This is a genomic window from Methylobacterium marchantiae, from assembly GCF_042679825.1.
Taxonomy (GTDB): domain Bacteria; phylum Pseudomonadota; class Alphaproteobacteria; order Rhizobiales; family Beijerinckiaceae; genus Methylobacterium; species Methylobacterium marchantiae.
Map to the genome: position 1 here is coordinate 65018 of NZ_JBHTND010000015.1, position 19801 is coordinate 84818.

18 protein-coding genes are annotated in these 19801 nt (G+C 65.8%); 12 read left to right on the forward strand and 6 right to left on the reverse strand.

What is annotated here, in order from left to right:
* Positions 1 to 392 precede the first annotated feature (392 nt).
* Positions 393 to 1286 (forward strand): hypothetical protein, encoded by an 894-nt coding sequence (locus ACFQ4G_RS12455; protein ID WP_238202752.1) that lies wholly within the window; start codon positions 393 to 395, stop codon positions 1284 to 1286.
* An 88-nt stretch (positions 1287 to 1374) separates the two neighbouring features.
* On the opposite strand, the gene ACFQ4G_RS12460 is transcribed toward ACFQ4G_RS12455, so the two are convergent.
* The 6 genes from ACFQ4G_RS12460 to ACFQ4G_RS12485 all read right to left on the reverse strand — a co-directional run bounded on the left by ACFQ4G_RS12460 (position 1375) and on the right by ACFQ4G_RS12485 (position 8532).
* Positions 1375 to 1668: a formate dehydrogenase subunit delta gene (locus tag ACFQ4G_RS12460; RefSeq protein WP_238202754.1), complete on the reverse strand. Its 294-nt coding sequence runs from the start codon at positions 1666 to 1668 to the stop codon at positions 1375 to 1377.
* A gap of 41 nt (positions 1669 to 1709) precedes the next feature.
* The gene (gene fdhD, locus ACFQ4G_RS12465; RefSeq protein WP_238202756.1) at positions 1710 to 2567 is read right to left on the reverse strand and encodes a formate dehydrogenase accessory sulfurtransferase FdhD; all 858 of its coding nucleotides are present in this window, start codon (positions 2565 to 2567) and stop codon (positions 1710 to 1712) included.
* Positions 2554 to 5415 (reverse strand): formate dehydrogenase subunit alpha, encoded by a 2862-nt coding sequence (gene fdhF / locus ACFQ4G_RS12470; RefSeq protein ID WP_238209139.1) that lies wholly within the window; start codon positions 5413 to 5415, stop codon positions 2554 to 2556. Before fdhF ends, fdhD begins: the two co-directional genes overlap by 14 nt.
* A gap of 13 nt (positions 5416 to 5428) precedes the next feature.
* Positions 5429 to 6988 (reverse strand): formate dehydrogenase beta subunit, encoded by a 1560-nt coding sequence (locus ACFQ4G_RS12475; protein ID WP_238209140.1) that lies wholly within the window; start codon positions 6986 to 6988, stop codon positions 5429 to 5431.
* Entirely contained in the window at positions 6985 to 7458 is a 474-nt protein-coding gene (locus ACFQ4G_RS12480) for a formate dehydrogenase subunit gamma (RefSeq protein WP_027172195.1), read from the reverse strand. The genes ACFQ4G_RS12475 and ACFQ4G_RS12480 overlap by 4 nt, the downstream gene beginning before the upstream one ends.
* Positions 7459 to 7623: 165 nt before the next feature.
* Positions 7624 to 8532 carry a LysR family transcriptional regulator gene (locus ACFQ4G_RS12485; RefSeq protein ID WP_238209141.1) on the reverse strand — a complete coding sequence of 303 codons (909 nt, stop codon included), beginning with the start codon at positions 8530 to 8532 and terminating at the stop codon, positions 7624 to 7626.
* A 431-nt stretch (positions 8533 to 8963) separates the two neighbouring features.
* On the opposite strand from ACFQ4G_RS12485, the gene coxB reads away from it, so the two are divergent.
* From coxB to ACFQ4G_RS12540, 11 genes are all read left to right on the forward strand, one after another.
* Entirely contained in the window at positions 8964 to 9815 is an 852-nt protein-coding gene (gene coxB / locus ACFQ4G_RS12490; protein WP_238209142.1) for a cytochrome c oxidase subunit II, read from the forward strand.
* Between the two features lie 109 nt (positions 9816 to 9924).
* Entirely contained in the window at positions 9925 to 11553 is a 1629-nt protein-coding gene (ctaD, locus tag ACFQ4G_RS12495; protein WP_238209143.1) for a cytochrome c oxidase subunit I, read from the forward strand.
* A 180-nt stretch (positions 11554 to 11733) separates the two neighbouring features.
* Positions 11734 to 12696: a heme o synthase gene (locus ACFQ4G_RS12500; protein WP_238209144.1), complete on the forward strand. Its 963-nt coding sequence runs from the start codon at positions 11734 to 11736 to the stop codon at positions 12694 to 12696.
* A complete protein-coding gene (locus ACFQ4G_RS12505) occupies positions 12693 to 12866 on the forward strand; it encodes a hypothetical protein (protein ID WP_238209145.1) in 174 nt (57 codons plus the stop codon). Before ACFQ4G_RS12500 ends, ACFQ4G_RS12505 begins: the two co-directional genes overlap by 4 nt.
* A 45-nt stretch (positions 12867 to 12911) precedes the next feature.
* Complete coding sequence (locus ACFQ4G_RS12510; protein ID WP_238209146.1) at positions 12912 to 13526, forward strand: cytochrome c oxidase assembly protein; 615 nt, start codon at positions 12912 to 12914, stop codon at positions 13524 to 13526.
* Positions 13527 to 13689: 163 nt separating this feature from the next.
* The gene (locus tag ACFQ4G_RS12515) at positions 13690 to 14541 is read left to right on the forward strand and encodes a cytochrome c oxidase subunit 3 (protein ID WP_238209147.1); all 852 of its coding nucleotides are present in this window, start codon (positions 13690 to 13692) and stop codon (positions 14539 to 14541) included.
* Between the two features lie 155 nt (positions 14542 to 14696).
* Entirely contained in the window at positions 14697 to 15065 is a 369-nt protein-coding gene (locus ACFQ4G_RS12520; RefSeq protein ID WP_238209148.1) for a DUF983 domain-containing protein, read from the forward strand.
* Entirely contained in the window at positions 15065 to 15841 is a 777-nt protein-coding gene (locus tag ACFQ4G_RS12525) for an SURF1 family protein (protein WP_238209149.1), read from the forward strand. The genes ACFQ4G_RS12520 and ACFQ4G_RS12525 overlap by 1 nt, the downstream gene beginning before the upstream one ends.
* A 111-nt stretch (positions 15842 to 15952) precedes the next feature.
* Positions 15953 to 16387 (forward strand): DUF4864 domain-containing protein, encoded by a 435-nt coding sequence (locus ACFQ4G_RS12530; RefSeq protein ID WP_238209150.1) that lies wholly within the window; start codon positions 15953 to 15955, stop codon positions 16385 to 16387.
* 314 nt (positions 16388 to 16701) lie between these two features.
* A complete protein-coding gene (thrC, locus tag ACFQ4G_RS12535) occupies positions 16702 to 18114 on the forward strand; it encodes a threonine synthase (protein ID WP_238209151.1) in 1413 nt (470 codons plus the stop codon).
* A 6-nt stretch (positions 18115 to 18120) separates the two neighbouring features.
* Positions 18121 to 19416 (forward strand): M16 family metallopeptidase, encoded by a 1296-nt coding sequence (locus tag ACFQ4G_RS12540; RefSeq protein WP_238209152.1) that lies wholly within the window; start codon positions 18121 to 18123, stop codon positions 19414 to 19416.
* Positions 19417 to 19801: the final 385 nt, after the last annotated feature.

A 19801-nucleotide genomic window follows, 5' to 3' on the forward strand; every position in this document is an offset into this window, starting at 1 on the left:
GAGACGGCTCGCCCCCGGAACGCCCTGCCGAAAATGGGACAGCCGTACTGTCCTAATTATGGAAAGTGACAGATTTTAAACGCTCCAGCAAGGGGCTCGCGGATGAGATGGACAGGTTTGATGGCCGCTGCGACATCGTGAGAGCCGAAACTGTTCCCGCCCTCCGGAAAATCGAATTTCGAAGACCGGATGGTGCGGGAGACCGACGGTCCAGACGGACCGCGACTTGCCGCCCGCGACTTGCCCTGGTTCACCCGCAATCCCGCCCCAATCGAACGATCTACAGGGCTCGCCAAGCACAAGCGGCATGCGGGGTGATGGACCGCACGGAGACTTCCCTAGACCTGCGTCAACAGTAGGCTATGGACAACGAACATTTAAGACGAGGCACCATGGAATCGAGCCGCAGGGCGCCTGTGCGCTCATCGACGATCGGCCTGACGATGCTGGCGGGGTTCATCGCCCTGTCGGCACTCGGAACGGGAAGCGCCCAGGCCCAGTACGGCTATGAGCCCGATCTGCTGCTTCCTCCCCGCGCCGTAGTCTGGCGCCTCAACGATCGCGGCTTCACCGAAATGACGCGACCGCGATTCGACGGTCGGGCCTATGTGGTCGAGGCGACCGGCCCCTACGGCGATCGGGTGCGGCTCTTCGTCGATGCCAGGGACGGAGCCGTGATCGACCGCCAGCGCCTGGGTGCGCCACTGCCGCCGGCACCGGTTCGCGTCGCGCGCCCGGCACCCGGCTACGGCTGGACCGAGCAGGAGGAGCGGCCGGTCCCTCCGGGCATGATCCCGGATGGCCGCGGCATCGCCCGGCAGCCGCGTTTCGACGTAGCGACCCGTCCCGAGGCGCCGCTTCGCTCCGAACCGGCGGACCGGAATCCGTCGGGGCTCAACCCGGATGCCAGAAGCGGCGATGCCAGAAGGCCCGCCGATTCCGCACCGTCGCGCAAGGTGGCCAAACTGACGCCGCCGGTGAAACCCGCGCCCCCTAGGCTAGCTCCCGAGGCGCCTCGCCCGGCCACGACGGCAGCTCCATCCACGCCACAGAAGACCGAGCCGCCCGTCGCGGCGATCGAGCAGCCCAAGGCCGAGCCTTCGACCCCGGCGGCGAACCAGCCGCGCCGCGACGAGGCTGTGCAGGCGCCGCAGGGCTCTCCGGCGAAGTCACAGGCCTGGAGCGATCCTCCGGCGGAGAAGAAGGCCGTCCGGGTGATCGGTGGCGCGACGGTGGTGCCCGGCGCCACCGACAAGGATCAGACCAGCGACCGTCCGGCGGAATAGCCGGCCCATTACTGGACTTGAAGATAAGAAAGGCGTCGAGCGGAGAAGCTCGGCGCCTTTTCGGTGTTTCAGAGCCGGAGGTCCGGCGTCAGCCGGCGTCGCTGGCACCGGCACCCTGAAGATGCGGATCGGTGGTGGCGGCCCGGATCGGGCTGTCGCTCTGATCATGCGTCGAGGTGATGGCGCGGAGCGCCAGCGGATCGAGACCGCTGCCTTCCTCGGGACCATGGGCTTCGAGGGCTCGGCGCATCTTCGGCGTCCAGAACGCCACGATGTGCTTGTGGATTCCGGCGACCGCCTCGTCATCCGGATAGGACCTGAAGAAGCCGGCGATCTGGTTCGCCATGCGGACGAGCTTGTCGTTGGTGGTCAGGGCGCTCATGGGACTGGCTCTGTCGACGGGTGAGAAACACCGGGTGCGGCTCAGCGCCCGGCGGCGAGAAGAAGGCGTTGGCGGCCCGAGAAGACCGTGAGGGTATCCGACCGGGCGATGGCGCAGAGCGTCATGTCGTGCAGGCGCGCCCGGTCGATGGCGAGCGAGGTCGGGGCCGAGATCGCCACGAGGACCGCGGCTCCGAAAGTCGCAGTCTTCTCCACCATCTCGAACGAGCAGCGGCTGGTGATGACGACGAAGCCGTCGCTCGAATCCGTCCCGGCCCGCATCAGCGCGCCGATCAGCTTGTCGAGGCCGTTATGGCGACCGACATCCTCACGCACCGCCAGGAGAGTGCCGTCGCGATCCGCCCATGCCGCCGCGTGGACAGCGCGGGTGGCATGGTTGAGCACCTGCGCCTCGCCGAGAGCGAGAAGAGCCCGCTGGATCGATGCGATCTCGACCCCGCCGCCGGTATGCCTGCGCGGATCGGCTGTGGGCAGGGAAGCCAGATCGTCGATGCCGCAGACGCCGCATCCGGTACGCCCTGAAATGGCGCGCTTCCGGGCAAGGTGCTCACGCAACCGCCCAGGAGCGAGATCGACGACGAGGCGAAGACCGCCATCGCCGTCCTCGACCCGGACCGACCTGATCTCGTCGGCGGATTCGACGATCCCCTCGGTGAGGCTGAACCCGTAGGCGAAATCGACGAGGTCCGACGGCGTCGTCATCATGACTGCGTAGGGTACGCTGCCGTAGACGAGGTTGACCGGCATTTCGACGGCGAGGTCCCGGTCACCGTCGCGGGGAGTCGGATCCTCGTAGGCCACGACCAGGGTCGGGACGCGCCGGCTCGTGGGAGCCGACGCGTCCGTCTCGTTCAGAACGTCCCGTTCACTCGGCAGCATTCAATTGCGTCGCGATTCTGGTGAGCGAGAAGTCTTCCTCGAAGAACTTCGCCTGCCAGTCCGACGGCCGGTTGGTCCGCCGCACCTGCACCGCCGTCACCTTATACTCGGGGCAGTTGGTGGCCCAGTCCGAGAAGTCAGTGGTGATGACGTTGGCGCCGGTCTTGGCGTGGTGGAAGGTGGTATAGACCACGCCCGGCTGCATGCGCTCCGAGACGATCGCTTTCAGGGCGATGTCGCCGGAGCGGCTCTCCAGAGCCACCAGATCGCCGTGGACGATGCCGCGCACCTCCGCGTCGAACGGGTGGATCTCCAGCACGTCCTCCTCGTGCCAGCGCGAGTTCTCCGTGCGGCGGGTCTGAGCGCCGACATTGTACTGCGACAGGATACGGCCGGTGGTGAGGATGAGCGGGAAGCGCGGGCCGGTGCGCTCCTCGGTGGCCACGTATTCGGTGATCATGAACTTGCCGAGGCCGCGCACGAACCGGTCGACGTGCATCATCGGCGTGCCGTTCGGGGCGGCGTCGTTGCACGGCCACTGGATCGAGCCGAGCTCGTCGAGCTTGGCGAAGCTCACGCCCTTGAAGCTCGGGGTGAGCGAGGCGATCTCGTCCATGATCTCGCTGGGATGCGAGTAGTTCATCGGATAGCCCAGTGCGTTGGAGAGCAGGATCGTGCCCTCCCAGTCACCGTAGCCGGCCAGCGGCGGCATCACCTTGCGCACGCGGCTGATGCGGCGCTCGGCATTGGTGAAGGTGCCGTCCTTCTCGAGGAACGAGGCGCCCGGCAGGAAGACGTGGGCGTATTTCGCGGTCTCGTTGAGGAAGATGTCCTGAACGACGATGCATTCCATCGCCATCAGGCCGGCGGTGACGTGGTGCGTGTCCGGATCCGACTGGGCGATGTCCTCGCCCTGGATGTACATGCCCTTGAAGGCGCCATCGACGGCCTCGTCGAGCATGTTGGTGATGCGCAGGCCCGGATCCTTGTCGAGCTGGACACCCCACAGGGATTCGAAGGTCTCGCGGGTGGCATCGTCCGAGACGTGGCGATAGCCCGGCAGCTCGTGCGGGAACGAGCCCATGTCGCACGAGCCCTGCACGTTGTTCTGGCCGCGCAGCGGGTTCACGCCGGCACCCAGCATGCCGATATTACCGGTGGCCATGGCGATGTTGGCCATGCCCATGACCATGGTCGAGCCCTGGCTGTGCTCGGTGACTCCGAGCCCGTAATAGATGCCCGCGGCCCCGCCGGTGGCGTAGAGACGGGCAGCGCCCCGGATGTCCTCCGGGTTCACGCCGATCTTGTCGGCCTGCGCCTCGGGCGAGTGACGCTCCTCGGCGATGAATCGGGCCCAGGATTCGAAGTCGCCGAGGTCGCAGCGTTCGCGGACATAGGCTTCGTCGATGAGCCCTTCCGTGACGATGACATGCGCCATGGCGTTGATGAAGGCGACGTTCGAGCCGGGCTTCAGCGGCAGGTGATAATCGGCCTCGATATGGGGCGACTTCACCAGGTCGATCTTGCGCGGATCGGCGACGATGAGCTTGGCACCCTCACGCAGACGCTTCTTCATCCGCGAACCGAAGACCGGGTGGCCGTCCGTCGGGTTCGCACCGATGACCAGGATCACGTCGGAATGCGCCACCGAGGCGAAGTCCTGCGTGCCGGCGGAGGTGCCGAGCGTCGACATCAGGCCGTAGCCCGTGGGCGAATGGCAGACGCGGGCGCAGGTATCGACGTTGTTGTTGCCGAAGGCGGCGCGGACCAGCTTCTGGACGAGGTAGGCTTCCTCATTGGTGCAGCGCGAGGAAGTGATGCCACCCACCGAATCCTTGCCGTACTTGGCCTGGATGCGCTTGAACTCCGACGCGGCGCGGTCGATGGCGACCTCCCACGACACTTCCTGCCAGGGATCAGTGATCTTGTCGCGGATCATCGGCTTGGTGATGCGGTCCTTGTGGGTCGCGTAGCCATAGGCGAAGCGGCCCTTGACGCAGCTATGGCCCTCGTTCGCCTTGCCGTCCTTGTAGGGGACCATGCGGACGATGCGGGTGCCCTGCATCTCGGCCTTGAACGAGCAGCCGACGCCGCAATACGCGCAGGTGGTGACCTCGGAATGGTCCGGCTGACCGTGCTCGATGATCGACTTCTCCTGCAACGTCGCCGTCGGGCAGGCCTGAACGCAGGCGCCACAGGACACGCATTCGGAGTTGAAGAAGTCGGTGGGGCCGGCGGCGACGCGGCTGTCGAAGCCGCGGCCCGAGATCGTCAGGGCGAAGGTGCCCTGCGTCTCCTCGCAGGCGCGGACGCAGCGGTTGCAGACGATGCACTTCGACGGGTCGTAGGTGAAGTACGGGTTCGACGTGTCCTTGGGAAGGTACTGGTCCGAGGACGGCTTGACGTGGTTGGCGCCGTCATAGCCGTAGCGCACGTCGCGCAGGCCGACCGCGCCGGCCATGTCCTGCAACTCGCAATCGCCGTTGGCGGCACAGGTCAGGCAGTCGAGGGGGTGATCGGAGATGTAGAGCTCCATCACGCCCTTGCGGAGCTTGGCGAGCTTGTCCGTCTGCGTCGAGACCACCATGCCGTTCTCGGCAGGCGTGGTGCAGGAGGCGGGCGTGCCGCGCCGTCCCTCGATCTCCACGAGGCAGAGGCGGCAGGAGCCGAAGGCTTCGAGGGAATCGGTGGCGCAGAGCTTGGGGATCTGCGTCCCGGCATGCATCGCCGCCGCCATCACCGAAGTCCCGGCGGGAACGGTGACGCTCATGCCGTCGATGGTGAGGGTGACGGTCTGCTCGTTCACCCGGATCGGGGTGCCGTAATCGATCTCTTTGATGAGGGCCATGGGTCGCGCCTCCTTACTCGGCAGCGACGGACATCGGTCCGCGCTGCTGGAAATCCTCGGGGAAATGGGTGATCGCGCTCATCACGGGCATGGGCGTGAGCCCGCCCATGGCGCAGAGCGACCCATCGGTCATGACGTCGCAAAGGTCGGCGACCACGGCGAGATTCTCGGTCGGCCGGATGCCGGCGATGACCTTGTCCATGGTCTCGACGCCGCGTGTGGCGCCGATCCGGCAGGGGGTGCACTTGCCGCAGGATTCGACGGCGCAGAACTCGAAGGCGAAGCGGGCTTGCTTGGCCATGTCCACGGTGTCGTCGAACACCACGATGCCGCCATGGCCGACGAGGCCCTTCTTGGCGGCCATCGCCTCGTAATCGAGGGGCGTATCGAGGAGATGGTCGGGGAAGTAGGCGCCAAGCGGGCCGCCGACCTGCACCGCGCGGACGGGGCGGCCGCTCTGGGTGCCACCGCCGAAATCCTCGATGATCTCGCGGAGTGTGATGCCGAAGGCGAACTCGATGAGGCCGCCATGCTTGATGTTGCCGGCGAGCTGGATCGCCAGCGTCCCGAGCGAGCGTCCCATGCCATAATCGGCATAGGCCTTTGCGCCGTGCTCTAAGATGTAAGGCACGGCGGTGAAGGTCATCACGTTGTTGACCAGCGTCGGCTGACCGAGGAAGCCCTTCAGGGCCGGGATCGGCGGCTTGGCGCGGACGATGCCGCGACGGCCCTCGAGGCTCTCCAGCAACGAGGTCTCCTCGCCGCAGATATAGGCGCCGGCGCCGAGGCGAACCTCCAGATGGAACGCCTTGCCGGACCCCGCTACGTTCGCGCCGAGATAGCCCGCGGCATTGGCGTTGACGATCGCTTCCTTCAGCGTGGCGAAAGCCTGCGGATATTCCGAGCGCAGGTAGATGTAGCCGCGCGTGGCACCCGTCGCGATGCCGGCGATGGTCATGCCTTCGATGAGGTTGAAGGGGTCGCCCTCCATCATCATCCGATCGGCGAAGGTGCCGGAATCTCCCTCGTCGGCATTGCAGACCACGTATTTCTGCTCGGACTTGGCGAGCATCACCGTGTTCCACTTGATGCCGGCGGGGAAGCCCGCGCCACCGCGTCCGCGCAGGCCGGAATCGCGGACCTGCTCGACGATGCCGGCGGCATCGAGCTTCAGCGCGGCTTCGAGGCCGTTATAGCCGCCATGAGCCCGGTAATCGTCGACCGAGACCGGATCGACGACACCGCAGCGATGGAAGGTGAGGCGCTGCTGGCGGGCGAGATAGGGCATCTCCTCCGGCTTGCCGAGGCGAAGCGCGTGCTCGCCGCCGTTCACGAGGCCGGCATCGAGCAGGCCGTCGACATCGCCGGGAGTCACCGGGCCGTAGGCGATGCGCCCTTCGGGCGTCGCGACCTCGACCATGGGCTCAAGCCACAGCATCCCGCGCGATCCCGTGCGGACGATGGTGACGTCGAGGCCGCGCCGCTCGGCACCGGCGAAGATCGCGCGGGCGACGCGGTTGGCGCCGAGGCCGAGGGCGACGGCATCGCGCGGGACATAGATGGTGATGCTCACGACTTCATCTCCGTGAGGGCCGATTCCAGCGAATCCGCGGTGAGGCGCGCGAGCGGCTCGTCATCGACCAGCGCGCCCGGACCGTTGGCACAGAGGCCTAGGCAGTAGACTGGTTCCACGGTGATCTGACCATCGGGAGTGGTCCCGTGCCAATCGATGCCGAGGCGGGCGAGGATGTCGGCGTGGAGGGCGTCGGAGCCCATGGCCTGGCAGGCTTCGGCGCGGCACAGCTTCACCTGGTGACGCCCCGAGGGAGCGCGGCGGAAGTCGTGGTAGAATGTGATGCAGCCGTGGACCTCGGCGCGGGACAGGTTCAGCGCATCCGCGATCAGCGGGACGGCCCCCTCGTCGACATAGCCGAAGGTCTCCTGCAAGGCGTGGAGAATGGGGAGCGTGGCGCCTTCGAGATGCGTATGGTCGGCGATGATGCCGGCCGCCCGCTGCGCGCTCCAGGGCTCGTGCTGCAGCATTGTTCCTACCCAGGTAAACTTGTTGTGGTTCCAAGGTGGTATATCTCCGACCCTGAATCAATCGCGCGGTTCGGTCGATCGACAATGCTTTTTTGTTATAATTCTATTGTGCACTGCAAAAACACAGCGTGACTGCCGAGCCGGGGAAAAGGTTGAGCTGCTGAGTTAAAGCGAGGCTATATCATCGGCGACGGTGGGGGCGATCGCCTGCGCCTCGACGATGAGGGCCGCGCAGAGAGGCGTCATCGGGTCCCGCTCCGGCACAACGAGCCCGATCATATGGCTGACGTCGGGCTCCCCGATCGGGACCGAGCGCACGCGCTCGCTCAGGCGGAAGCTGTCGGCGAGGACGGCCGGCATCACGCTCGCCCATTTCGCCGTGCGGACGTGGGTGAGCAGCACGATCATCGAATTCGACTGCAGCAGCGGCGCGGCATCCCGGCCGGCATTATGGAGATGACCGTCGATGATGCGACGGTTCTGCATGTCCGGCGTGAGGAGGCAGAGCGGCAAGCGACCGACCTCCTCCCAGCTCACCGAATCCCTCATGCCGTAGACGCCGTCGATGGCGGTGAGCAGGCGGTAGCGCTCGCGGTAGAGCGGCACCGCGATGACCTTCCCCAGGGGCTCGTTCTCGAGATAGGTGATGCCGGCATCGATCTCGTGATCGGCGATCAGCCGACCGATCTCGCCCGACGTGGTCGACTGGACGGAGAAACGCACGTCCGGATGGCGGGCGCGGAACGGCGTGGTCAGCGAGGCGACGATCGGCGTGGCGGTGGGAACCGCGGCGAGGCGGAGGGTGCCGGACAATCCCCGGCGCAGGCTGGCGACCTCTTCGCGCATGGCGCGCGCGTCGCCGACGATTCTTCGGGCCCAATCGAGGACGCGCTCGCCCTCCGGTGTGAAGCCCTGGAAACGGGATCCTCGCTCCACGAGGAGCACGCCGAGGCGTTCTTCGAGCTGCTTCACCCCGGCCGAGAGCGTTTGTTGAGAAACGTTGCAGAATTGCGCCGCCCGGCCGAAATGCCGCTCCCGCGCCAGGGCGAGGAGAAATTCGAGACGCTCGATCACCGGCGCGACCTCATCCTATCCATCCCGAACCCCAGTTCTTCTGCGACAGGCTCCCGCGCCGATGACGCCGGGCAAGGTCCTCTCCATAGCGTCAGCGGCGATATACTGGCGAGCCGCAAGGCATCGAAGAAGCCCACGACGCAAATTTAAGTTCAGAGCCGGGAAAATTCACTTTGAGGCCTCTCGGCGACGTGGCTTTCGAAGCGCCTCCACTACGGGGAAAGGCGCATCCATGCGACGCTGTTGCGGTTGCGCCTTCGCCGTCCTTGTGGTCTGAACCGGCAATGGCGGCCCGGATTTCAAGCCCGAGGCCTGCCTTTCCCGTTGAGCAAGGCCTTGACCCTTCGAGCAAGGGCTTGCGCGCCACGACAAAAGTCGCAAGACGCTGCGGGACGATTCAGAACGATACTAAGGGGAGCCACGAGAGGCACATGCGGACCACGCAGGCGCAACACCGGTCATCATGGGGACTTGCTGCGGGCGCTCTCGCTGCGCTCGGCACCACCCTCGTTTCCTCCGCTGCGATGGCAGCCGGCATCGGCCAGCCCGAGCCGTGGCAGATGGATCGTCAGGTCGCCGTCACCGAGAACGCGCGGGACATCCACACGTTCGAGCAGGGGATGCACTGGCTCTCCTTCGGCATCTCGGCCTTCGTGCTGGGCCTGATCGTCTATTGCATCTTCAAGTTCAATGCGAAGGCGAACCCGGTTCCGTCGAAGACCACGCACAACACCATGATCGAAGTGGCCTGGACGATCGTTCCGGTGCTGATCCTGGTGGCCGTCGCCATCCCCTCGTTCCGCCTGCTGCGCACCCAGCTCTCCGATCCGAAGGCCGACGTCATCGTCAAGGTGATCGGCCATGCCTGGTATTGGTCCTACGAGTACCCGGCCGTGGAGAATGGCGGCGGCTTCACCTTCGACGCCAACATCGACGAGGAGAAGCAGCCCAAGCTGCTCGGCACGGACAACGACATGGTCGTTCCGGTCAACAAGATCGTGAAGATCCAGGTGACAGCGGCCGACGTCTTGCATTCCTGGGCGATGCCGTCCTTCGGCTTCAAGATCGATGCGATCCCCGGCCGCCTGAACCAGTTCTGGTTCAAGGCCGAGCGTGAAGGCACCTATCACGGCCAGTGCTCGGAGCTCTGCGGCGCTCGCCACGCCTACATGCCGATCACCGTGCAGGTCGTGAGTGAAGAGGCCTACGCGGCCTGGCTCGCCGAGGGGAAGACCAAGTTCGCCCGCCTCGACGACGGTTCCAAGTTCGCGCAAGCCAAGTAGAGGCTTTTGCCGACGCCGCCTGACGGCATCGGCCGGACCGGATCCCTCGACGGGTCCGCTCCATTCGCAAATCGAGAGATTTAGAGAAACCTGAACAGGGTCTGCATCGATGGCAACCGCCGCAGCACAATCAGGGCATCACGACGCCCACGCCTCCCATACGCCGTCCTTCTTCGCTCGTTGGTTCCTGTCGACCAACCATAAGGACATCGGCACCCTCTACCTGTTGTTCGCGTTCTGCGCGGGCATCATCGGCGCGTTCCTCTCCTTCGGCATCCGCATGGAGATGGAGGAGCCCGGCCTGCAGTACTTCTCGAATCCCGGCACCTACAACGTGTTCGTAACCGGCCACGGTCTCATCATGGTGTTCTTCATGGTGATGCCGGCCCTGATCGGCGGCTTCGGCAACTGGTTCGTGCCGCTCATGATCGGCGCGCCGGACATGGCGTTCCCACGCATGAACAACATCTCGTTCTGGCTCACCGTGGCGGGCTTCGCGAGCCTCGTGTGCTCGCTGTTCGTCGAAGGCGCGCCCGGAACGACCGGCGCCGGCACCGGCTGGACCGTCTATCCGCCGCTCTCCACCGCCGGCCATCCCGGCCCGTCCGTCGACTTCGCGATCTTCGCCCTCCACCTGTCCGGTGCCGGCTCGATCCTGGGTGCGATCAACTTCATCACCACGATCCTGAACATGCGCGCTCCGGGCATGACCCTGCACAAGATGCCGCTGTTCGCCTGGGCCGAGCTGGTGACCGCGTTCCTGCTTCTCCTGTCGCTCCCGGTCCTCGCCGGCGCGATCACGATGCTGCTCACCGACCGCAACTTCGGCACGACCTTCTTCGACCCGGCCGGCGGTGGCGATCCGGTGCTCTACCAGCACCTGTTCTGGTTCTTCGGCCACCCCGAAGTGTACATCATGATCCTGCCGGCCTTCGGCATCGTCTCCCACATCATCTCGACCTTCTCGCGCAAGCCGGTCTTCGGCTATCTCGCGATGGCCTATGCCATGGTCGCCATCGGCGTCGTCGGCTTCGTCGTGTGGGCCCACCACATGTACACGGTCGGCCTGTCGCTGCAGACACAATCCTACTTCGTCTTCGCCACCATGGTCATCGCGGTGCCCACCGGCGTGAAGATCTTCTCCTGGATCGCGACGATGTGGGGCGGTTCGATCCGCTTCACCGCCGCCATGCACTGGGCCGTCGGCTTCATCTTCCTGTTCACGGTCGGCGGCGTCACCGGCGTCGTGCTCGCGAACTCGGCCGTCGATAAGTACCTGCACGACACCTATTACGTCGTGGCGCACTTCCACTACGTGCTGTCGCTCGGCGCCGTGTTCATCATCTTCGCCGGCGTCTACTACTGGTTCCCGAAGATGACCGGCTATGTCATCCCGGAATGGGCCGGCAAGCTGCACTTCTGGCTGGCCTTCATCGGCGCGAACGTCCTGTTCTTCCCGATGCACTTCCTGGGTCTGGCCGGCATGCCGCGTCGCTACGCCGACTATCCGGAAGCCTTTGCCGGCTGGCACAAGGTCTCCACCTGGGGCGGCCACATCTTCGCGCTGGGCATGGTGGTCTTCTTCATCGGTGTCGTCCTCGCCTTCCGGTCCAAGGTCCGCGCCGCCGACAATCCCTGGGGCGAAGGCGCCACCACCCTGGAGTGGACGCTCTCCTCGCCGCCGCCCTTCCACCAGTTCGAGACGCTGCCGACCATCGTCGACGAGCATGGCCACTAAAACCGCGGTCGCTCAGAAAATTGCGATCGGTCTAGAACGACACTAGGGATTGCGAGGATCGCGTGAGCGGTCCTCGCTCTTTACCGGATGCCTCTCCAGCGGAGGGACATCCCGCAAAGGGCGGCGCCAGAGACGGCGCGATCCGAACCCCGGCCATACCGACAACAACATCGGGTACCCATGACGAGCCTGTCGAACAGCGTCTCCGCTGGCGCCGAGCCGCAAGATTTCGCGCCGACCCCGATGATGGTCGGCGGTGAGGTCGCGGATTTCTTCGCACTCCTGAAGCCACGCGTGATGGTGCTGGTGATCTTCACCGCCCTCGTCGGCATGGTGGTCTCGCACGTCCACATCCAGCCCGTCGTCGGCGTGATCTCGCTCCTGATGATCGCGGTAGGCGCCGGCGCCTCGGGCTGCCTCAACATGTGGTGGGATGCCGATATCGACGCTGTCATGACTCGCACCGCGACCCGCCCGATTCCCGGCGGCCGCATCCAGCCCGGCGAGGCCCTCGCCTTCGGCATCGTCCTCTCTGTCGGCTCGGTCCTCGTGCTCGGCCTCGCCTCGAACTGGCTTGCCGCCTCGCTGCTGGCCTTCACGATCGTCTTCTACGCGGTCGTCTATTCCATGTGGCTGAAGCGGGCGACACCGCAGAACATCGTCATCGGCGGTGCGGCCGGCGCCCTCCCCCCAATGATCGGCCAGGCCGCCGTCTCGGGATCGGTTGGCATCGAATCGATCGTCCTGTTCCTGATCATCTTCATCTGGACGCCGCCGCATTTCTGGGCGCTCGCCCTGATCAAGGCCGGTGAATACGCGAAAGCCGGCATCCCGATGATGCCGAACGTCGCCGGGCCGCAATCCACCCGCCGCCAGATCATCTACTATTCGATCGTGCTCTTCCCCGTGGGCCTCGCCCCGGTCTTCCTCGGCTTCGGCGGCTGGCTCTACGGCGTCACCGCCCTCCTCGGCGGTCTCGGGATGCTGGCCTTCAGCGTCCACGTCTTCCGCAACCGCGAGGGCGAGGCGGAGCGCAAGGCCGCTCTCGGCATGTTCGGCTTTTCGATCCTCTATCTGTTCCTGCTGTTCTCCGCGGTTCTCGCCGAGCAGGGGCTCGGCCTGTTCCGCCCGGTGATGGCATGACCTCCCTCCCGGACAAATCTCCGCCGCCGAGGCGGCTGACGCCGGAGGAGCAGCAGCGCCAGCGCAAGCGCTCCATCGCGATCGCGGCTGTTCTCTTCGCTCTGGTGACCATCTTCTACGTCCTGACCATCGCCAAGCTCGGACCGCAGATCCTCAACCGCCCCCTGTGACGTTGCCGGACCGGACGGTCCGGCACGGACAAGTCGGAAGTCATCATGACCGGCACGGCTCCCAAGACGACCACGACGTCGAACCGCAAGGCCTCGGTCACAGCCTTCGCCTGCGCCGGCCTGGCCTTCGGCATGATCGGTCTCGCCTTCGCGTCGGCGCCGCTCTACGACATGTTCTGCAAGGCGACGGGCTATGACGGCACGCCGCGCGTCGGTCTGGCGCCGACCCAGGTCGCCGTGGACGACAGCATGGTCGTCCATTTCGACACCAACGTGGCCTCGACGCTGTCCTGGCGCTTCGTCGCGGAGACTCCGAAGATCGAAGCGCGCCTCGGCGAGACCAAGACCGTGTTCTTCCGCGTGAAGAACACGGGCACGACACCCTCCACGGGAATCGCGACCTACAACGTCCAGCCGGGCCTGATGGGCAGCTTCTTCGTGAAGATCCAGTGCTTCTGCTTCAACGAGCAGACGCTACAGCCGGGCGAGACGATGGATTTCCCGGTGGTGTTCTACATCGATCCGGCTGTGAGGGCGGATTCGAACACCGCTCATCTGCAGGAGATGACGCTGTCCTACACCTACTTCGCGTCGAAGAACGGCCAGCCAACGGCCGCGCTCGCGACGTCCGAAGGTCGGGGAGCGAAATCGAATTTCTGAGCCCATCAACTATTTTGGCGCGACGGATTTTCGATGCGCCAGATTTTTGCGGTCTCAAGCGTGACAACACGGCGCCGTCCCGATTAAGGGTTCCGGTGTAGCCGAACATTCAGAAGGCCGTAGCCGCTCGCGGTACCCGGCACGGGTGAGGAGAAGAGTTCAGATGGCCGAGGCGCACGCCAAGAATCACGATTTCCACATCTTGAGCCCGAGCCCCTGGCCGCTGTTGGGTGCCTTCTCCGGCTTCCTCATGGCGTTCGGCGCCGTGTTCTGGATGAAGAGCCTGCAGATCGGCACGCTCACCCCCGGCCCCTACATCTTCGGCGCCGGCACGATCGGCGTGCTCTATGTGATGTTCTCCTGGTGGCGCGACGTCGTGCACGAGGCGAATGCCGGCGATCATACCCGCGTCGTGCAGCTCCATCACCGCTACGGCATGATCATGTTCATCGCCTCCGAGGTGATGTTCTTCGCCGCCTGGTTCTGGGCCTATTTCGAGGCGGCGCTTTACACAGCCGACCCGATCCAGACCACGCGCCTCGACTTCACCGGCGGCACCTGGCCGCCCAAGGGCATCGAGGCGTTCGATCCCTGGCACCTTCCGCTCCTCAACACCTTGATCCTGCTGACCTCCGGCACGACGATCACCTGGGCCCACCATGCCCTGCTGCACGACGACCGTAAGGGCCTGAAATACGGCCTGTGGCTCACGATCATCCTCGGCGTGCTGTTCACCGCCTGCCAGGCCTACGAGTACAGCCACGCGCATTTCGGCTTCTCGGGCAGCATCTACTCGGCGACCTTCTTCATGGCGACGGGCTTCCACGGCGCTCACGTCATCATCGGCACGATCTTCCTCGCGATCTGCCTCTACCGCGTCTATCTCGGCCAGTTCACGGTCCAGCAGCATCTCGGTTTCGAGTTCGCGGCCTGGTACTGGCACTTCGTCGACGTGGTCTGGCTGTTCCTCTTCGCCTCGATCTACGTCTGGGGCGCCGGCACGGCTGCTCACTGACGCTGTTTCACGCTCCGTCGGAGCGAAGCGATACGGCCAAGCGACACAGGTATGAGAATCGGGGCGGCGCAAGCCGCCCTTTTTCGTGCCATGGCTCTCGCGAAGTCCCATATGCGGCGGAGGGCAGACATCTCCGTCGCCGAGGAGCATGCATCGTGAACAAGACACGGCCGCTACCGCCGCCCATCCCGACCGGATTGCGGTGTCGGTGTCCCCGCTGCGGCGAGGGCGCGATGTTCGACGGGTTCCTCACCTTCAGGCCGTCTTGCGAGGTCTGCGGCCTCGATTACTCGACCTTCAATGCCGGCGACGGACCGGCCTTCTTCGTCATGTCCATCGTCGGCATCGTGGTGGTCGGATTGGCCCTTTGGCTCGAGATCACCTTCGAGCCGCCGATCTGGGTCCATGCCGTCATCGCGATCACCCTGTCGGTCGGGCTCAGCCTCATGTTGGTGCGCCCGTTGAAGGGGCTCCTCGCAGCGCTGCAATTCGCCAACAAGGCCGAGGAGGGGCGCTTTCGCTGATGTCGACGGTCGCTCGCCCAGGCGCCGTGCGGTCTCTGGCCGCGCCGGCCATCGTCTCGCTGATCTGCCTCGCCATCCTCCTCGGCCTCGGAATCTGGCAGTTGCAGCGCAAGGGCGAGAAGGAAGCCCTGATCGGCCGGATCGTCGCCCGCTCGAGGATCGAACCGCCCGCTTCACCTCCGTCCCGTGGTGATTGGGATGCGGCCCGCGACGAGTTCGAGCGGGTGCGGGTTACGGGGACGCTCCTCAACGATCGAGAGACGCTCGTCCATGGGCTCGCGGCCGGCGCGGTGCCGGGCAACGCGCTCCAGGGCTATTACGTGCTGACGCCGCTGAAGCGGGACGATGACGGCAGCCTCGTCCTGATCAACCGCGGCTTCGTTCCGACCGAGCTGAAGGATGCCGGCCGCCGACCGGCAGGCCAGATCGCCGGGTCGACCACGATCACCGGCATGCTGCGCGGGCCCGAGATACGGACCATGTTCGTACCGCCGCCGGAGCCGGCCAAGGGCGAGTGGTTTCACCGCGACATCGACGGCATCGCAGCCGCGAAGGGGCTGACGGTGATGCCCTACCTCATCGAGGCGGATGGCACGCCCAATCCAGGCGGTTGGCCGAAGGGAGGGCAGCTCCGGGTCGACCTCCCCAACAACCACCTGCAATATGCCTTCACCTGGTTCGGAATCGCGGCCTGCCTCGTCGGGGTGTTCGGCGTCTTCGCGTGGAAGCGCCTGTCGGAGGAGCGTGATACGGACTCGCCGCGGTCGCCTGCGTAACATTGGCCAATATCTTGCTGGAGAGGTTCGGCGGAGCAGCTACTCCGCTCTTGTGGGCCGGAAGCCTCGCACTATCCTGCTTCTGGCCGCCCCGATTGCGAAGTGTGGTCCATGCGCGCCGTCCTCTCCCTGCTGATCGCCCTCGTCTGCCTGACTGCGGTCGCAGTCTGTTCACCGGCCCGAGCCGCCGACGATGCGGCGAAGTCGGAGGCACGGGCGACGGTGGAACGCCAGATCGAGGCGTTCCGTAAGGACGATGCGGCCACCGCCTACGCCCAGGCCGCCCCCTCGATCCAGGGAATGTTCACCTCCCCCGATAACTTCATCGAGATGGTTCGGAAGGGCTATGCCGCCGTCTACCGGGCCCGCAGCTTCAGCATCGACCGCATCGAAGAGACCGATGACGAAGGCCTCGCCCTCGGCGTGAAGCTGCAGGACGAGAACGGTGTCGACTGGGTGGCGCTCTACAGCCTCGAAAAGCAGACTGACGGGGCCTGGAGGATCAGCGGCTGCCGCCTCGTCAAGGCACCGGGAAGCGCCGCGTGACATCGCTCTGACCGCAGATCACGCTGGTTTGCTTCGCCTGCTCCGCTCTCATCAGTGGCGTCGTCTACCTTGCGACGGTGTTGTCCTCGGCCCGACGTCGCAGCTCGCTGGCATCCTTGGGCGGCTCGGACGCGGGCGCAGGCTGGCAGGCAGGCAGGCAGGCAGTCTCATCCTATACCTCCGGCGATACCTGCTCCGATGGGGACGGTTCCTCCTGCGACTGATGACCCTCGATGCGAATTGGCGCGGGACGTCATCTGTTTTCGACAGCGCCACCCACATCGTGTAGACCGGCCGCCTTCCCGGAGGCCTCTTTGCTACACGTCTCGACCCGCGGCGCCGCGGCGCCCCTCAGCTTTTCCGATGCTCTCCTCGCCGGCCTCGCCCGCGACGGTGGTCTCTATTTGCCCGAGAGCTGGCCGCAGATTTCTCGCGACGCCATCGCCGGACTTGCCGGACAGCGCTACGCCGAAGCCGCCAAGCTCGTCCTCCGGCCGCTGATCGACGGCGAGATCGCCGATGCCGATCTCGATCGGATGATCGAGGATGCCTACGCCACCTTCCGCCACCCGGCCGTCTGCCCACTCGTCCAGCTCGACGACAACCTGTTCTTGCTCGAACTCTTCCACGGGCCGACGCTGGCGTTCAAGGACGTGGCGATGCAGCTGCTCGGGCGACTGATGGACCATGTCCTCCAGGCTCGCGGCTCGCGCGCCACCATCGTCGGCGCCACGTCGGGCGATACCGGCAGCGCCGCGGTGGAAGCGTTCCGCGGCCTCGACCAGGTCGATATCTTCATCCTGTTCCCGCACGGCCGCGTGTCGGAGGTGCAGCGCCGCCAGATGACGTCGGTGGGTGCGGACAACGTCCACGCCATCGCCATCGACGGCAATTTCGACGATTGCCAGAACATCGTCAAAGCCCTGTTCCAGCACGCCGACTTCGCCGACGAGATGCGCCTGTCGGGCGTCAACTCGATCAACTGGGCGCGTGTGGCGGCGCAGGCGGTCTATTACTTCACCAGCGCCGTGGCTTTGGGCAGCCCTCACCGGCCGGTCTCCTTCGCGGTGCCCACCGGCAATTTCGGCGACATCCTCGCCGGCTGGGTCGCCAAGCGCATGGGCCTGCCCATCGACCGGCTGATGATCGGCACGAACGCCAACGACATCCTGGCGCGCACTCTTGAGCACGGCGCCTACGAAGTCCGCGGCGTCCAGCCGACGACCTCGCCCTCCATGGACATCCAGATCTCCTCGAATTTCGAGCGTCTGCTGTTCGAGGCGCTCGGCCGCGATGCGTCGAGCCTGTCGCGGCTGATGGCGGGGCTGAAGCAATCGGGTGGCTTCAGCCTCGACGAATCCGTGCTCAGGACCGTACGCGACGAGTTCGACGCCGCTTCCGTTCCGGAAGAGGCCGTCCTCGCCGAGATCGCTCGGGTCCATCGGGATATCGGCATGGTCATCGATCCGCACACCGCCATCGGCGTCCATGCGGGCCGGCGTCTTCTGGAGAAAGATTCCAGAACCCCCGTCGTCGCCCTCGCCACCGCCCATCCCGCCAAGTTTCCGGATGCAGTCTCGCAGGCGACGGGCGGCTTGCGCCCCGCCTTGCCGCCGCATCTCGCCGACCTGCTGGATCGGAAGGAGCACTTCACCCGCGTGGCCAACGATCAGGCTGCGGTGGAAGCCTTCATCCGCGGACATTCGCGCATCACGGCGGGGAACTGAGAGACCATGAACCAGCATTTCGCGACCCATGGCGCCTCGCCCGGCCTCAAGATCTCTCGCCTCGCCAACGGTATCACCGTCACGACGGAGACGATGCCGGGCGTCGCCACGGCGACCTTGGGGGTCTGGGTGGGGGCCGGATCGCGTCACGAGCGGCCGGACGAGGGCGGGCTCAGCCACCTCATCGAGCATATGGCGTTCAAGGGGACGCAGACCCGCTCGGCCCGCCGGATCGCCGAGGACATCGAGAATGTCGGCGGCGACATCAACGCCGCCACCAGCGCCGAGGGCACGAGCTACACCGCCCGCGTCCTCGGCGAGGATGCCGGCGTGGCGCTCGACGTCATCGGCGACATCCTCACGCGCTCGGTCTTCGATGCAGGCGAGCTCGCCCGCGAGAAGGGCGTGATCCTGCAGGAATACGCCGCCATCGAGGACACGCCGGACGACGTGGTCTACGAGGCCTTCACAGCAGCCGCCTTTCCGGACCAGCCGATCGGCCGCCCGATCATCGGCACGCCGCAGACCATCGCGAGCTTCGACCGCGATGCGATCGAGGCCTATCTCGCCCGCGAATACACCCCGGACCGGATCGTCGTCGCCGCCGCCGGCGCGATCTCTCACGAGGCCATCGTCGAAGCGGCCGAGCACCATTTCGGTGGCATGCCGGCGGCCGTCGCTCCTGAAATGGTCCCCGGCACCTATGTCGGCGGCGAGAAGCGGATCCAGAAGAAGCTCGAACAGGCCAATCTCGTCCTCGGCCTTCCCGGTCTCTCCTTCCGCGACGAGGGCTACTACGCGCTGCACATGTTCGCGCAGGTGCTCGGCGGCGGCCTCACCTCGCGGCTCTGGCACGAGGTGCGCGAGACGCGCGGCCTCGCCTACGAGATCCAGGCCTTCCACTGGTCCTTCGTCGATTGCGGCCTTTTCGGCATCGGCGCCGGGACGTCCGGCTCGGACCTCGCCGAACTCGTCGACGTCACCCTCGCGGCCACCGCCAAGGCGGCGCGCGACGCGGATACCGTCGAGGTCGATCGCGCCAAAGCGCAGGTGAAGGTCGCCCTGCTCTCCGCCCTGGAGACCCCCGGCGGTCGGATCGAGCGCAATGCCCGGCAGATGCTGGCCTGGGGCCGGGTGATCCCGCCTCAGGAGGTCATCGCGAAGATCGATGCCGTGACGGTGGACGACGTGAGGGCGGCGGGTTTGCGCCTGCTTGCGGGCGCTCCGACTCTGGCCGCCATCGGGCCGATCAAGAAGCTGCCGTCGCTGGAGAAGATGCGAGGCATGCTCCAAGCGAGCTGAGGCGCCAGTCACGGTCCGTTCAGGCGAGTTAAGCCAGCCGCTGAGCGTGAGCATCGCTGCCGGGTTTCTATGCCGAATCCCCGGCATCCGCGTCATGGGGACGGTTCCTCGTGCCGTTGACTGTGCGGTTCCGTCCCTTCTCCGGTCGCCCGGCTTGTTTTGGCCGCAAAAGCACGCGATCGAAAATCCCTCGGCGCTACGCCAGGAAGCAGTGGGTGCCGCAAGTCTCGGCAGCTCGCGCGACTTGCCCGTGGACACCCCCGCCGATACGACTGGGCCGCAAGCTGAGCCGTATTCACCATAAGAGCCCGCCCGGCCGGAACACTCGCCCGTTGCGCAGATCCCTCGTCGTCCTGACCGCTTTCGTCTCGCTCCTCATCGGCAC